Source organism: Pseudomonas sp. B2M1-30 (genome assembly GCF_025447575.1).
GTDB classification, from domain to species: Bacteria; Pseudomonadota; Gammaproteobacteria; order Pseudomonadales; family Pseudomonadaceae; genus Aquipseudomonas; species Aquipseudomonas botevensis.
This window is the reverse complement of record NZ_JAOEJT010000016.1, coordinates 114,785-130,023: the sequence shown is the minus strand read 5'-3', so window position 1 is coordinate 130,023 and position 15,239 is coordinate 114,785. Positions and strand designations below refer to the sequence as shown.

The 15,239-nt window shown below is 61.3% G+C and carries 14 protein-coding genes; 3 read left to right on the top strand and 11 right to left on the bottom strand.

All coding sequences use genetic code 11. The features are described from left to right. Positions 1-76: 76 nt before the first annotated feature. The 3 genes from N8H74_RS25430 to N8H74_RS25420 all read left to right on the top strand — a co-directional run bounded on the left by N8H74_RS25430 (position 77) and on the right by N8H74_RS25420 (position 2,709). A complete protein-coding gene (locus N8H74_RS25430; protein WP_262151198.1) occupies positions 77-1,075 on the top strand; it encodes an NAD(P)H-quinone oxidoreductase in 999 nt (332 codons plus the stop codon). Between the two features lie 112 nt (positions 1,076-1,187). Further along, positions 1,188-2,132 carry a lysophospholipase gene (locus N8H74_RS25425; protein WP_262151196.1) on the top strand — a complete coding sequence of 315 codons (945 nt, stop codon included), beginning with the start codon at positions 1,188-1,190 and terminating at the stop codon, positions 2,130-2,132. Positions 2,133-2,295: 163 nt separating this feature from the next. Beyond that, positions 2,296-2,709: a VOC family protein gene (locus N8H74_RS25420; RefSeq protein WP_217834393.1), complete on the top strand. Its 414-nt coding sequence runs from the start codon at positions 2,296-2,298 to the stop codon at positions 2,707-2,709. Between the two features lie 57 nt (positions 2,710-2,766). Here N8H74_RS25420 and N8H74_RS25415 read toward each other — a convergent pair whose 3' ends face one another. The 11 genes from N8H74_RS25415 to iolE all read right to left on the bottom strand — a co-directional run bounded on the left by N8H74_RS25415 (position 2,767) and on the right by iolE (position 15,213). Beyond that, on the bottom strand, positions 2,767-3,096 hold the full coding sequence (locus N8H74_RS25415) for a hypothetical protein (RefSeq protein WP_217834392.1): 330 nt from the start codon (positions 3,094-3,096) through the stop codon (positions 2,767-2,769). Positions 3,097-3,196: 100 nt separating this feature from the next. Next, complete coding sequence (locus N8H74_RS25410; RefSeq protein ID WP_217834391.1) at positions 3,197-4,219, bottom strand: ABC transporter permease; 1,023 nt, start codon at positions 4,217-4,219, stop codon at positions 3,197-3,199. Between the two features lie 70 nt (positions 4,220-4,289). Further along, positions 4,290-5,855, bottom strand: coding sequence for a sugar ABC transporter ATP-binding protein (locus tag N8H74_RS25405; RefSeq protein ID WP_262151193.1), 1,566 nt, complete (start codon positions 5,853-5,855; stop codon positions 4,290-4,292). Between the two features lie 70 nt (positions 5,856-5,925). Further along, the gene (locus N8H74_RS25400) at positions 5,926-6,852 is read right to left on the bottom strand and encodes a sugar ABC transporter substrate-binding protein (RefSeq protein WP_217834389.1); all 927 of its coding nucleotides are present in this window, start codon (positions 6,850-6,852) and stop codon (positions 5,926-5,928) included. A gap of 162 nt (positions 6,853-7,014) precedes the next feature. Further along, positions 7,015-8,064 carry a Gfo/Idh/MocA family oxidoreductase gene (locus tag N8H74_RS25395; RefSeq protein WP_262151191.1) on the bottom strand — a complete coding sequence of 350 codons (1,050 nt, stop codon included), beginning with the start codon at positions 8,062-8,064 and terminating at the stop codon, positions 7,015-7,017. A gap of 31 nt (positions 8,065-8,095) precedes the next feature. Then, entirely contained in the window at positions 8,096-9,106 is a 1,011-nt protein-coding gene (locus N8H74_RS25390) for a Gfo/Idh/MocA family oxidoreductase (RefSeq protein WP_262151189.1), read from the bottom strand. Between the two features lie 40 nt (positions 9,107-9,146). Next, positions 9,147-11,078: a 3D-(3,5/4)-trihydroxycyclohexane-1,2-dione acylhydrolase (decyclizing) gene (iolD, locus tag N8H74_RS25385; RefSeq protein WP_262151187.1), complete on the bottom strand. Its 1,932-nt coding sequence runs from the start codon at positions 11,076-11,078 to the stop codon at positions 9,147-9,149. A gap of 41 nt (positions 11,079-11,119) precedes the next feature. Continuing rightward, the gene (locus N8H74_RS25380; protein WP_262151185.1) at positions 11,120-11,941 is read right to left on the bottom strand and encodes a TIM barrel protein; all 822 of its coding nucleotides are present in this window, start codon (positions 11,939-11,941) and stop codon (positions 11,120-11,122) included. A 25-nt stretch (positions 11,942-11,966) separates the two neighbouring features. After that, on the bottom strand, positions 11,967-13,469 hold the full coding sequence (locus tag N8H74_RS25375) for a CoA-acylating methylmalonate-semialdehyde dehydrogenase (protein WP_262151184.1): 1,503 nt from the start codon (positions 13,467-13,469) through the stop codon (positions 11,967-11,969). 44 nt (positions 13,470-13,513) lie between these two features. Continuing rightward, positions 13,514-14,323 (bottom strand): 5-deoxy-glucuronate isomerase, encoded by an 810-nt coding sequence (gene iolB / locus N8H74_RS25370; protein WP_262151182.1) that lies wholly within the window; start codon positions 14,321-14,323, stop codon positions 13,514-13,516. Then, positions 14,320-15,213 carry a myo-inosose-2 dehydratase gene (gene iolE, locus N8H74_RS25365; RefSeq protein WP_262151180.1) on the bottom strand — a complete coding sequence of 298 codons (894 nt, stop codon included), beginning with the start codon at positions 15,211-15,213 and terminating at the stop codon, positions 14,320-14,322. Before iolE ends, iolB begins: the two co-directional genes overlap by 4 nt. Between the last annotated feature and the right edge of the window lie 26 nt (positions 15,214-15,239).

Here is a 15,239-nt window from a genome sequence, read left to right as displayed (position 1 = left end):
AAAGGATCGTTAGCGGGAATCATTGCCTCCCGGCTGCGCTCCCATTTACAGACCTTTTGCCTGCCAGGAAACCAAAATGACGCTGCCCAATGAAATGACCCGTATCGAAATCACCCAGCCCGGTGGCCCGGACGTTCTGCAACCGCGCCGAGTGCCGCTGCCAACCGCCGCTGAAGGCGAAGTGCTGATTCGCGTCCACGCCGCCGGCATCAATCGTCCGGATGCCTTGCAGCGCGCCGGCCAGTATCCGATGAGGCCCGGCATGAACCCGATACCTGGGCTGGAAGTGGCCGGTGAAGTGGTGGCAGTCGGCGTGGGTGTCAGCACCTTCGCGGTGGGTGACCGGGTCTGTGCGCTGACCAACGGTGGCGGTTACGCCGAATACTGCACCGTTCCGGCCGGTCAGGCCCTGCCGATCCCAGAGGGGCTGGACTGGGTGCAGGCCGCCGCGATACCGGAAACCTTCTTCACGGTCTGGGCCAACCTGTTCGGCCTCGGCGGTGCCCGTGCGGGCCAGCGCGTATTGATCCATGGCGGCACCAGCGGCATCGGCACCACCGCGTTGATGCTCTGCCGCGAGTTCGGCATCGAAGCCTTCGCCACCGCCGGCAGTGCCGAAAAATGTGCGGCAATCGAGAACCTGGGCGGTCGGGCGATCAATTACCGTGAAGAAGATTTCGCCACAGTCATTGCTGAAAAAACCGCCGGCCAGGGTGTCGATGTGATCCTCGACATCATGGGCGGCTCTTATCTGAACGGGAACGTCAGTGCCCTGGCGATGGACGGTCGATTGGTGATGCTGGGCTTTCTGGGCGGTGCCCGGGCCAACGACATCAACCTGCTGGCCATTCTCGCCAAGCGCGCGGTGGTTACCGGTTCGCTGTTGCGCCCCCGCACCACTGCGGAGAAAGCCACCATCGCCGCGCAACTGCACGAACATGTATGGCCGGTGCTGGCGAGCGGGCGTTGCCTGCCGATGATCGACAAGGTTTATCCGCTCACCGATGCGAACCTGGCCCATGCCCATATGGAGGCTGGCGACCACATCGGCAAGATCGTGCTGGAGATCGGTTGAGCCGTTGCAGCATTTTGTAATCGTTGCGGGCTCACGGTGGTCGAAAATGTCTCGCGTGGGCCAACGCTTCTGGTAAAAAGCGTTCTTTGTCCGCGCACCGGTGAAACGTTTAATGCTCCTCGCCTTCATGACCCGACTTCGACGCCGCCGTCTGGCGTTTGCCTGCATGGCCGCGCTGATCATCGGCCTGCCGGCGAGTTGCGCGGTACTCGAACACACGGAGCGCAAACTGCTGTTTCGCATCGAACCGGGGACGGCAGGCTGGTATCACGGCTTGCCCGACAGCGTTCAGGAACTCGAGCTGCGGCCCAAGAGCTTCAAGGCCGGACAGAACATTCATGCCTGGTGGTGGCCGGCGGAGCGTGCGAACGCCCCGGCCATTCTTTACCTGCACGGCGTGCGCTGGAACCTCACCGGGCAACTGTTTCGTATCGAACAACTGCGCGCGGCGGGTTACTCGGTACTGGCTATCGATTATCGCGGCTTCGGCCAGAGCCACGGCGATCTGCCTTCGGAAAGCACCGTCTACGAAGATGCGCGGGTAGCGTGGGAGCGTTTCCAGTTGCTGCAACCTGACCCGAGCAAACGCCTGATCTACGGGCACTCCCTGGGTGGGGCGGTCGCCATCGACCTGGCCGCCGAACTGGGCCAGAACGCCGCCAGAAACCATACGCCGCTACCGGTGCGGGGCCTGGTCATCGAATCCACCTTCACCTCTCTGGCGGATGTCGCCGCCGCCGTCGCGAACACCTCGCTACCGGTACGCTGGTTGCTGTCGCAAAAATTCGATTCCATCGACAAGATCGCCGACATCCATATGCCCCTGCTGGTGGTGCATGGTCTGGCCGACGCCTTCGTCCCGCCACGCTTCAGCGAGCAGTTGTTTGCCGCTGCCCGACAACCCAAACGCCTGTTGCTGGTGCCCGGTGCGACCCACAACAACAGCATGGCGCTGGGTGGGCAAAACTACCGCAAGGCCATCGATGCGTTGATGCAGAACAAACCTGCGACACACGTAGCCGGCTCTGCGGCGGTTCACAGCGCGCGGGAATCATGAGGCCATCCAACTGACGGCACACCGTCGGTCATTCCACAGAAAAAATTTGCAGTATCGGCTGGCAATTCAGCGCTCTAACGCTTTGCTGGATGGAGTCCATCCATGATGCAGCTTCGGCACACCCGGCCGCGCTGCGTTTCACTGCCTGTTCGGGAGTACCACCATGAAAATCAACCCGTACCTGATCTTCAACGGCGACTGCCGTGCCGCCTTCACCTTTTACGAGCAAGCGCTGCACGGCAAGCTCGAAGCGATGATGACCTTCGGCGAAACACCCGCCGCCGAGCACGTGCCGAAAGAACACCACAACCTGATCATCCACACCTGCCTGAAAGTCGGCGACCAGATGTTGATGGCCTCCGACACCACGCCCGACCGGCCAACCCAGGGCATGAGCGGCTGCTCGATTTCTCTCAACGTCGACACCATTGCGCAAGCCGAGCAGGTGTTCAACGCACTGGCCAAGGATGGTCGGGTCGACATGCCCCTGGAAGCGACTTTCTGGGCCGCACGCTTCGGCATGCTGGTGGATCGCTTTGGCGTGTCGTGGATGGTCAATTGCGAAAGTGACAAGTGATACTGCGTTCGCGGCGCCCATGAAAAAGCCCGACCTGTTCAGGTCGGGCTTCTTTATTTATCGCTGCGCCAGCTCATGCCGCACGCACTGCTCGTAGTAAGTCTGCTTGACATCCGCAGGCTTGAGCCGCGAGGTGCTGTTGTAGGTCTGCTCGGTGATCCCCATCGCCGTCATGCGCATCCATGGCTGCTGGAACTTGCGCACCTGCAAGCGCTTGCGGGCGCCATACAGGGACATCCCCGACAGCTTCGACTGCTGCGCGCCGGCGGCGATATCCGAACCCCAGGTACAAGCAAAACGATGGCTCTTGCTCAGTTCCCTGGCCTGGACGTCCAGCGCGAGGAGAGCCAGGGAAAGCGTTGCAACGGTGATGACGATCGTCCGCATAGGCAAACCTAACCTTTTGAAAAAGGGCGAGTTTGCCGGTGGAAGCAGAATCCGGGGGCCAGCACTTTGCCGCCTGTCGATGGTCTTTTTGCCCTCGGACTCAACGCTTGACCTTGCGTTTGTTGCGGTATTGGTCGATGACCACCGCCACCACGATGATCAGGCCTTTGATGATGTCCTGAATGTAGGCATCGACCCCGACGAACGTGAACCCGCTGGCCATCACCCCGAGGATCAGCGCACCGATGACCGTGCCGGTGATGCGCCCTACCCCGCCCGCCAGGCTGGTGCCGCCGATGACCGCCGCCGCAATCGCATCCAGTTCATAGGACATGCCCATCCCGGCCTGGCCGGTCGCGGCACGCGCCGAAGCCACCACGCCGGCCAGTCCCGCCAGCAAGCCGGCGATGCTGTAGACGATGACCAGATGACGCTTGACGTTGATCCCTGACGTGCGCGCCGCCTGCATGTTGCCGCCGATGGCGTAGGTGTATTTACCGTACTTGGTGTAGCGCAGCGCGATATGGAAGATCACCGCCACCACCAGGAAAATGATCACCGGCATCGCGCCGTGACCGATCGCCGTGTAGGAGTCCGAGAGCATGCTCACCGGCTGGCCTTCGGTGTAATAACGCGCCAGGCCACGGGCCGAAACCATCATGCCGAGGGTGGCAATGAACGGCGGAATCCCGGTGATGGCAATGATGCTGCCGTTAATAGCGCCCGCCAGCAGCCCGACACCGAGCCCGGCAATCACCGGAATCCACACCGGCAGGTCCGTCAGCGAGGGGAATACCGCCCGGGCGAAATCAGAGGTCTGCGCCAGGCTCGCGGCAATCATCGCCGACAAGGCCAGCACCGAGCCCGACGACAAATCGATGCCCGTGGTGATGATGACCTGGGTCACGCCAATCGCCAGCAGACCGATGATCGACACTTGCAGGATCATCAGGACCAGACGCTGGGAGTTCAGCAGAAAACTCTGGTCACGCACGATCCAGCCGAACATTTCGAAGACCAGGCCGATGCCGATCAGCACCAGGAAAATGCTCAGTTCGGTCGGCAAGCGCCGACGACTTCTGACCGGGGCCGTTCCAGGCTTGTTTTCCAGTATCGCGTTCATAACCACTCACCCTTCTTGTGCGGTGCCGGACGCGGCAAAAACCGCCGCCAGCCTCAAATTCGTTGAAAACCTAGTGGATCGCCGTCATGCCGGAGGCCAGTTGCATGACCCGCTCCTGAGTCGCTTCGCTGCGGTCGAGGGTGCCCATCAGGTCGCCCTCGTGCATGACCATCACCCGGTCACTCATGCCGAGCACTTCCGGCAGTTCCGAGGAAATCATGATCACCGCCATGCCTTCGCCGGCGAGGCAGGCGATGAGCCGGTAGATCTCGGCCTTGGCGCCGACATCGATGCCTCGGGTCGGCTCGTCGAGAATCAGGATGCGCGGGTTGGTCATCAGCCAGCGCGCCAGCAAGGCTTTCTGCTGGTTGCCGCCGGACAAGGTGTCGATGCACTGTTCCAGGGAAGGGGTTTTCACCCGCAGTTTCTTGCACATGTCTTCACACAGCACCCGCAAGGCCTTTTGCTGGATGAAACCGTGGCCGGCGTAGTGCGGCAGCACCGCCATCTCCATGTTTTCCAGCACCGACAAACACGGGAACAGGCCACTTAACTTGCGATCTTCGGTCAGCAACGCAAAGCCCTTCTCGATCGCCATGTGCGGATCGCTGATGTGCACCACCTGACCATCGAGGCGCACTTCGCCGCCATCGCTTGGGGTAATGCCGAAAATCGCTTCGGCGACATTGGTGCGTCCAGACCCCATCAGCCCGGCAATGCCCAGGATTTCCCCGGCATGCAGATCGAAAGACACCCCTTTGAAGACGCCGTCGAGCCGGAGGTCGCGCACCGACAGCAGCAGGTCGCCGCTCGGCTGTTCGCGCAGCGGATACAACTGACTCAGTTCGCGACCGACCATCATCGAAATCAGGCTGTCGCTGTCCATGTTTTCGGCCCGTTGCAGGCCGATGTAGGCGCCATCGCGAAACACCGCCACTTCATCGGCGATGGCGAACACTTCGTTCATTTTGTGGGTGATGTAGATGATGCCTTTGCCCTGGCTTTTCAGGTCGGCAATGATCGAAAACAGGTGGGCGACCTCCTTGTCGGTGATGGCCGACGTCGGTTCGTCCATGATCAGGATGTCGGAATCGTAGGACACGGCTTTGGCGATCTCGACCATCTGCCGCTCGGCGATGCTCAGGTTGCCGACCTGTTCTTCCGGGTCGAGGTTGATGCGCAGGCGTTGCAGCAGTTTTTCGGTGCAGCGGTGCATTTCCCGGTGGTCGATCATGTGCAAACCGTTGAGCTGCTCACGGCCGATCCAGATATTTTCGGCGATGCTCATGTGCGGCATCAGATTGAGCTCCTGGTGAATCATCGCGATCCCGGCCTGAAGCGCTGCCAGCGGCGTCTCGATCACGATCGGCTTGCCCCGCAGGCGTATTTCGCCAGCGTCCGGCTGGTAGATGCCGGCGATAATTTTCATCAGGGTGGACTTGCCGGCACCGTTTTCGCCCATCAGCGCCAGCACGGAGCCGGGACGCACCCGCAACTGCACATCGGACAACGCCACCACACCGGGGAATCCCTTGCTGACGTTGATGATCTCCAGCAGATACGGCTCATCGACAGATGTTGCAGCTGGCTGGACACCCGCCAGAGGGGTGCTCGAAGCAGTCGCTGAAGCGAACATGATCAGGTACTCCATCAGCAAGGTCGCCGGGGCCACCTTGCGTGCTTATTGTTGTTATTGAACGGACGGACTATTTGAACTGGTCGACGTTTTGCGGCGTGATCAGGCGAAACGGCACCCAGACGGCTGGCTCGACCGGTTCGTTTCTGGCCATTTTCACGGCGGTGTCGATGGAGCCGTCAGCCTGGCCCTTGGCGTCCTGGAACACCGAAGCCGCCAGCGAGCCGCGCTTCACCGCACTCAAGCCGTCCGGCGTGCCGTCGACCCCGGCAATCAGCACGCTGCCCTTTTCGACGCCAGCCTGTTGCAGGGCCATTGCGGCGCCGATGGCCATTTCATCGTTGTTGGAGACGACCGCGTCGAACTTGCGGCCCTGGGTCAGCCAGTCGTTGACCAGGGTCATGCCTTTATCGCGCAGCCAGGTGCCGCTCTGCTCCTGCTCGATCTTGATGTTCGGGTATTTGGCCAGCACCTCTTTGACGCCTTTGGTGCGGTTGGTGGTGGAGTTGTTCGCCAGGTCGCCGAGCAAAATCACGATGTCGCCCTTGCCTCCCATCTTGTCGGCCAGGTACTGCATCTGCATTTCACCGGCCTCCAGATCGTTGGACGCCACCGTCACCACGCCCTTGGGCAGGTTCAGATCATCGGGACGACGGTTGACGTAGACCAGCGGAATGCCGGCCTTGACGGCCGCTTCAGTGATTTTCTTGGTGGCGGCGGTATCCACCGGGTTGACCACGATGGCATCGACTTTCTGGCTGATGAAACTTTCGACCTGGCTCAGTTGCTTGACCACGTCGCTGCGCGCGTCTTCGAACTGCAACTGGACACCGTCGGGATAGGACTTGGCTTTCTTGTCCATGGATTCACGCAGGTAGGTCAGCCAGGTGTCATCGAACTGGGACATGCTCACGCCGATCTTCATGTCAGCGAGTGCAGCGCCGCTGGCAAACATCAGTGACAAGGCCAGTGAGGCAAAACGGATCTTGGTCTTCATGAAAAGTCTTTCTCCACATTCTTGTTGGTTTTATGGATGAGGCATGACGATTTTCAGTAAGCGGACAAGCAGGAAAAACGTTGAAACAGGATGTAGGGCAGGTCTGTCTGAAAACGACTTTATTGGAAAATATTTTCCATATCAACTCATTTTAGAATTTTATTATGGTTTTATTCCGTGACTGGCGAACGGGCTCAATTCCACCACCTGACGTCGCTTGAAACTCAGCAGCGCAGCGTCTAGCACACGGGTGGTGGCCAATGCGTCACGGGCCTCCACAGGCAATGGTCCACCGCTCTGCAATGCAGTTTGCAGCTGTAAATAGAACTGGTTCCAGCAACCGCGCTCCGAAGGCACCTTCTCACGCTCCTCGCCCTGCTCGAACCAGCCCCAGCGCCGATGCTCTTCCACGCCCCAGCGTTCGCCACAGGTTTTCGGCGAGAGCCCGGCGAGCGCTGACGCCTCTTGCCCGTCCAGACCATCAACGCTGTAACAGCCTCGCGTGCCGGTCACCCGAAAGCGCGGGCCTGGGGTGTTTTGCAGGCAACTGCCGCCCAGGTGTGAAATCACCCCGCTGGCGTGGGTCAGGGACATGAAGAAGCCGTTATCGAGGGCCTGGCCCTGTTCCAGGTAATCCAGTTCGGCGTAGACCTGCGTCACCGGACCGAACAGCAGCAACGCCTGATCCACCAGATGACTGCCCAGATCGCGCAGGAAACCACCACCGCTGGCGTTGTTCACCGACTGCGGCGAGTAGCGCTCGATCCGCGATTCAAAACGGCTGACATGACCCAGCACACCCGCCTCGATGAGCTTGCGCACCGTCAGGAAGTCCGAGTCCCAGCGTCGGTTCTGATAGACACTCAGCCGCACTCCCTGACGCTCGGCCATGGTGATCAGGGTTTGCGCCTGTTGCGCATCGGCGGCGAACGGCTTGTCGCTGACCACCGCCACACCATGCTCAATGCCGTCGAGTACCAGTGCCGGACGCCCCTTGAGCGGGGTCGACACCACCAGCACATCAATTCCGGCCTCCACCAACTGGCCGATGCTGTCGAAGGCCGGCACCCCCGGATGTTCCGCCGCGAGCAACTGCCGACGCTGCGCGGAACGCGTGACCACCCCAACGAAGGTCGCCGCCGGCAAACTGCTGATCAGCGGAGCATGGAAAAATCGGCCACCATGGCCGTAACCGACAAGTCCGATACGCATACCTGACTCCTCTATTCAGACACTGATGGCCTCAGCCGTAGAAACGCGGCCGATCAGGGAGTGCAACCCTGACGATGGCCCCGCTGCCTTGCGCCTCGATGCAGGCATCGGCAGCGACAGCGGCGGCAAAGCCGTCCCACGCCGAAGGCCCGCCAACCTGCCCGGCGCGCACGCCATCGATGAACGCCTGCAACTCAACGTCATACGCCGCGATGAAGCGATCCTTCCAGTCCATCAGGATCGCGTTGGACAGCTTCGCCCCACTGCGCAATTGCACCTGCGATGGCTCCGGCAGCTTGGCGATACCGGTCTCCCCCACCACTTCGCACTGGATGTCGTAGCCGTACTGGCAATTGACGAAGACTTCGACATCGATGCGCGTGCCCTTGGCGGTTTCCAGCAGAACGATCTGCGGGTCTTTCAGATGTGCAAGGGCCTTGCTGCTCTTGCGCGGGAACACCACTTGTACCGAAACATAATCGTCGTCGAGCAACCAGCGCAGCACGTCGAGTTCGTGAATCAGCGTGTCGGTGATCGCCATGTCGGTCTTGTAGTTTTCGCCCACGGTCGGGTTGCGGTGGGCGCAATGCAGCATCAACGGTTCGCCGATCTGACCGCTGTCGATCACCGCTTTCAACGCGCGATAACCCTCGTCGTACGGACGCATGAAACCGACCTGCACCAGACGCTTGCCGTGGGCCACTTCGGCCTCGACGATCTTGCGGCAGCCTTCGGCGGTGACCGCCAGCGGCTTCTCGCAGAACACCGGTTTGCCGGCGGCAATCGCCGCCAGCACGAACGCTTCGTGGCTCGGCCCCCAGGAGGTGACGAGGATCGCCTCGACTTCCGGCGCCTTGATCAGCGCATGGCCGTCGGGATAAACCTCGGCGGTCAGTTTCAGATCGGCAACGACCCTGGCCGCCTGCTGCAAATTGATGTCGGTGACCGCCACCACCTGGCTGTTGAGCAAGGTCTGGCTGCAACGCCGGATGTGGTCCTGGCCGATGGCGCCGGTGCCGATGACGCCTAGCTTCAATGACATAAAGATTCTCCTGTGAATTTTTTTGTTGGTTTTAGGGCAATCAGTACTGACGGGCCTTCGCCAGTCGTTCATTAAGGGTCTGAGCCACCGCGTCGGTGCGGGCGCTGGTGGAAACTTGCGCCACGCCGACCCGCCACCACGACAGGTAGCCGTGGATCATGGTCTTGGGCAGGACCTTGATGTCGATCAGGGTCGACACCGATTGCAGACGCGCATCCGCCAACGCGGCGCGCAGCTCTTCAACGGTGTGCACCTTGTAGGTCTTGCAGCCATAGGCCGCCGCGCTCATGGCGAAATCCACCGGCACAAAAGCGCCGTCGAGCTTGCCGGATTGTGGGTCGCGGAAACGGAATTCGGTGCCGAAGCTGTCCATGCCGTTGCCCATCTGCAAGTTGTTGATGCAGCCGAACGTCATGTTGTCGAACAACACCACGTTGATCTTGCGCCGCTCCTGAATCGAGGTCGCCAGCTCCGAGTGCAGCATCATGTAGGAGCCGTCGCCCACCAGCGCGTAGACCTCACGCTCAGGCTCGGCGAGCTTCACCCCCAGCGCGGCATTGACCTCATAACCCATGCACGAATAGCCGTACTCGACGTGATAGGTGTTCACGCCCTTGCTGCGCCAACTGCGTTGCAAATCGCCGGGCAGGCTGCCGGCGGCGGCAACGATCACCGCGTCATCGGCGAGGGTTTCATTGAGCACGCCGAGGACGCGGCTCTGGGTCAGGCAGGAGCCGGTCAGCTCGATGAATTCGCGCAGCACCGCCGGGTCCAGGTGGTCGTTGATTTCCGGGACGAAATCCTGGGTCTGGTATTCGATCTGAAAAACCCGATCTACTTCTTCATCCAGCCGTGCCCGGGCTTCGCGGGGCTGATCGCCCCAGCCGGAACGGTAGTCGCCCAGTGCTTCGGTCAGCGCCAGCAAACCGCTTCGGGCGTCCGCCAGCAATTGCACGCCGTCGAGCTTCAGCGCATCGCACGGGCTGATGTTGAGGTTGAGAAATTGCACGTCCGGATGCTGGAACAACGATTTCGAAGCGGTGGTGAAATCGCTGTAACGGGTGCCGATGCCGATGACCAGATCCGCTTCCCTGGCCAGCAGATTCGCCGCCAGGCAACCGGTCTCGCCAATCCCGCCAACATTCAGCGGATGGCTGGACACCACGGCACTCTTGCCGGCCTGGGTTTCGGCGAAGGGAATGTCGAAGCGCTCGGCGAATGCCTGCAAGGCGGCGTTGGCGCCCGAGTACTTGACCCCGCCACCGCAAATGATCAGCGGTTTGCGTTTGCCTTTGAACAGCGCCAGCGCGTCGCCCAGCATCGCTTCGGTGGCCGGCCGGCGCTCGATGCGATGGACGCGCTTTTGCAGAAAGTAATCGGGATAGTCATACGCTTCCGCCTGCACGTCCTGAGGCAAGGCCAGAGTGACCGCGCCGGTTTCGGCAGGATCGGTGAGTACGCGCATGGCGTGGATCGCCGCCGTCATCAGTTGCTCGGGACGGTTGATCCGGTCCCAGTATTTGCTCACCGCCTTGAACGCATCGTTGGTGCTGATGCTCAAGTCGTGGAACTGCTCGATCTGCTGCAACACCGGGTCCGGTTGCCGACAGGCGTAGACGTCACCGGGCAACAGCAGCAACGGAATGCGGTTGGCCGTCGCGGTGGCGGCAGCGGTCAGCATGTTCGCCGCGCCAGGCCCGACGGATGACGTGCAGGCGTAGATCTTGCGCCGCAGATGCTGCTTGGCGAAACCGATTGCCGCGTGGGCCATGCCCTGCTCGTTGCGGCCCTGATGGACGATCAGGTCACCGCTGTCCTGCTCCAGCGCCTGCCCCAGGCCCAGCACGTTGCCGTGGCCGAAAATGGTAAAGACCCCGGCGACGAATTTGCTCTGGACGCCATCGACTTCGATGTACTGGTTGTCGAGGAATTTCACCAGGGCCTGGGCCATGGTCAGTCTTGTTGTGGTCATAACCGCACCTTTCAAATGCACATCCGTTCTCTACGGGAAAGTCAGCTAAGGGTCTTCTGCAGGTGATCCATGCTGGCGCCGAGTGCCGTCCGGATATCCGCCAGACCATGGACGCTGTCGGCGAACGGCTCGAACGACAGATAGCCGTCATAACCCTCGCCGAGCAACCGTTCGATCTGCGCTGCGTTACCGAGCATGTCGCTTTCACCCACCAGCACCCGATGACCGTCACGAATGGTTGCCAGCGGCGCGTCGGTCTGCTCGACCCCGGAGATATGAACCAGCCCGGTCAGCTCGGGAAAAAATTCCTGTTCACCGGCCAGGTGATGATGAAAGGTGTCATGCACCAGGCGGAACACATCCAGCCCGCCGACACTTTTGATCGCCTCCACCGCCGTGCGTTTGCGCCGCAGCGAACATTCTTCGAAACCCAGCGGTTCGATGAAGCCGAGGATGGCGTGCTCGCGCAGGATTGGCGCCAGTTGCGTCAGCGCGGTGCGCAAAGCGGCCGCGCGCCCGGCTTCACTGCGCAAGTCGCCACGCTCGTTGAGTGGGCACATGACCAGTCCCCGAGCGCCACAATCACGGGCGTAAGCGGCGAGTTTCAAGGCCTGTGCACGGCGCTCGTCATTCCACACATCAAACGGATACAGCGCGTTGATCGACAGCACGCTGATGCCCGTGGCCGCGCACAATTCACGCACGCGTTCCGGCGCAGTACCGTCTTCGATCTCGACGCCTTTGAGGTCATTGCGGATCTCGATGGCGTCGGCCTTGAGGGTGTGCGCCAGCTCGACGAACGCCGGCAGGGACAAACGGGGTGCGACCATACGATTCAAGGCGAAACGCAGGGGCTTGCTCATTCTTGTTGTTCTCCGCGCAGGTCAATTATTTAGCCGTCGGCATGCTGAACTCGGGACCTTTGGCAATGCTGTCGGGCCAGCGCTGCATGACGCTTTTGTAGCGACTGTAGAAACGGATGCCTTCTTCGCCGTAGGCATGGTGGTCGCCGAACAGCGAACGCTTCCAGCCACCGAACGAGTGCCAGGCCATGGGCACCGGAATCGGCACGTTGATGCCGACCATGCCGACCTTGATGCTGCGGGCGAACGCGCGGGCAATCCCGCCATCGCTGGTAAAGCACGACACGCCGTTACCGAACTCATGGGCGTTGATCAGCGCCACCGCGCTGGCGAAGTCCGGCACGCGCACGATGCCCAGCACCGGGCCGAAAATCTCCTGCTGGTAAATGCTCATCTCGGTGGTGACGTGATCGAACAGTGTCGCCCCGACGAAGAAACCGTTTTCGGCCCCCGGCACCTTGAAGTGGCGGCCGTCGACAATCAGCCGCGCGCCCTGGGTTACGCCCTGGTCGATGAACCCTTCAACCCTGGCCTTGTGTTCGGCGGTGACCAGCGGCCCCATGTCGGTGTCACCCTTGAGGCCATTGCCGACCTTCAACTGGTCGATGCGCGGCAGCAGGCGGGCGATCAAGCGGTCGCCGACATCACCGACCGCTACCGCAATCGAGATCGCCATGCAACGTTCGCCCGCCGAGCCGTAGGCGGCGCCGATCAACGCATCCGCCGCTTGATCCAGGTCGGCGTCGGGCATCACGATCATGTGATTCTTCGCACCGCCCAGCGCCTGCACCCGCTTGCCGCGTGCGGTCGCCTGCTGATGGATGTACTCGGCAATCGGTGTCGAGCCGACAAACGAAATCGCCTCGACATCCGCGTGTTGCAACAGCGCGTCGACCGCCGTTTTGTCACCCTGAACCACGTTGAACACACCGTCCGGCAACCCGGCTTCGCTCAGCAGACGCGCCATCAGCAAACTGGCGGACGGATCGCGCTCGGACGGCTTGAGGATGAAACAGTTACCGGTGACCAGCGCCAGCGGGATCATCCACAGCGGCACCATCACCGGGAAGTTGAACGGCGTGATCCCGGCGCAAACGCCGAGTGGCTGACGCAGGTTCCAGTTGTCGATGCCACCGCCAATGTTGTCGCTGAATTCGGTTTTCAACAAGTTCGGCGCACCGCAGGCGTACTCGACGATTTCGATGCCACGGGTGACTTCACCCTTGGCGTCCGCAAAGACCTTGCCGTGTTCGCGGCTGATGATTTCCGCCAGTTCATCGTGATGCTTATCGAGCAACTCCTTGAACTTGAACATCACCCGCGAACGCCGCAGCGACGATTGCTCCGACCAGGCCGGAAAGGCTTTCAGCGCCGAAGCGACGGCTTGCTCCACGGTCTCCTGGCTGGCCAGCCCGACGCGGGCCTGAACGCTGCCGGTGGCCGGATTGAAGACGTCGCTGAAGCGCTCGCTGCCGCTGTCTTGCACCTGACCGTGGATGTAATGGCCTACGACCTGGACGTCGCTCATCGTTATTGTTCTCCGTGCAGAGGTTGACATTCGAAGGTTGGAATTCAGAGATCCAGCAACCAGCTGTGCTGGGGATCGTTATGGAACTGCCAGACGCGCTTCGGCCCGGCCATCACGTTCAGGTAATACGACTCGTAACCGTACGGCACGCTGACCGGGTGGTAGCCCTTGGGCACCACCACCAGGTCACTGTTTTCCACGGCCATGGCTTGATCGATGCTGCGATCGTCGGTGTAGACCCGCTGGAACACGAAGCCCTGGGGCGGGTTGATCTGGTGGTAGTAGGTTTCTTCGAGAAAGCTCTGGTGCGGCAGATCATCGGTGTCGTGCTTGTGCGGCGGATAGCTCGAAGAGTGTCCGGACGGCGTGCGCACTTCGACCACCAGCAGCGAATGGGCCGGCTCGGTGTCCGGCAGGATGTCGCAGACGTAACGGGTGTTCGCGCCCTTGCCGCGCACGCTGCGCTTCATGGTTTGCGGTTTGATCAGGCGCGGGCCGAAGTGCTCGGCGGTCGAGCCCGGTGCCGCGCAAACCGCCAGTTGCACATCACTCAACGCCACCACCTGCGCCTGGCTGCCCGGCGGCAAGTAGGCGGCAAACGGCGATTTGTCCTCGAACACCGACTGGCGATCGCCGATGTTGTCCCAGTCGAACGCGCCCTGCCCCGGCGCTTCGCCCTTGATGCTGACCCGGCCGCTGAGCAGCACCAGGCACAACTCCTTGTCATCGGCACGGACCGGCAGGGTTTCACCCAGACTCAAGCGATACGCGGCGAATCCGACGTATTCCAGTTCGCCCTCGGCCAATTCGACCAGGGTCCGGCCACGGGGGTTGCTTTTGACCAGCAGACTCATGATGCACTCCTCGCGTCGAGTAACCCGCGCAAGGTGTCGTAGCCCTTTTTCGCGTAGACATAACTTGGCGCCACTGCCGGGTCCTGCTCGGCCTCGACCACCAGCCAGCCGTGGTAATCGGCCGCCAGCAATACATCGAGCAGTTCGGCGAAGTCGATGTCACCATCACCCGGCACGGTGAACGTGCCGTTGATGATGCAGTCCGGAAAACTCCACAGGTTGTTGCGCGCCAGTTGCACCACCGGTTTGCGCACATCCTTGAAATGCACATGGCAGATCCGCGAAAGGTGCTTTTGCAGCACCTGCAACGGCTCACCGCCGCCCATGTAGCAATGCCCCGAATCGAACAACAGGCCGACTTCGCTGCCGGTCAGGGCCATCAGTTTGTCGATGTCGGCCGGGGATTCGACGTAGGCGCCCATGTGATGGTGATAGGCCAGGCGCACGCCCTGGGACAGGGTGAAACGCGCCAGTTCCGTGAGCTTGTCGGCGTACACCTGCCACGCCTGCTCGGTGTGAAAGCGCGGACGCTCCACCAGTGGAATGTATTGCCCCTGGATCGAATCGGCGACTTCGCCGTAAACCAGCACCTTGGCACCGTTCTTCGCCAGCAGTTCGACATGGCTGCCAATGGCGTCGATTTCCTCGGCCACGGAACGCCGCGCCAGTCGGCTGGAGTACCAGCCTGAAACCAACGCCAGGTCATAGGGCCGCAGCACGTCGCCGACGCCTTTGGCATCCTTGGGAAATTTGCCGTTGAGTTCAAAACCTTCGTAGCCGATCTCCTTGCCTTCACTGAGGGCGGTGCTCAGCGGCGTCTCGCCGCCGAGGGCCGGCAGGTCATCGTTGCTCCAGGAGATCGGGTTGATGCCAATTCGAATAGCGGGCATGGCTGCACCTTTTATTGTTGTACATG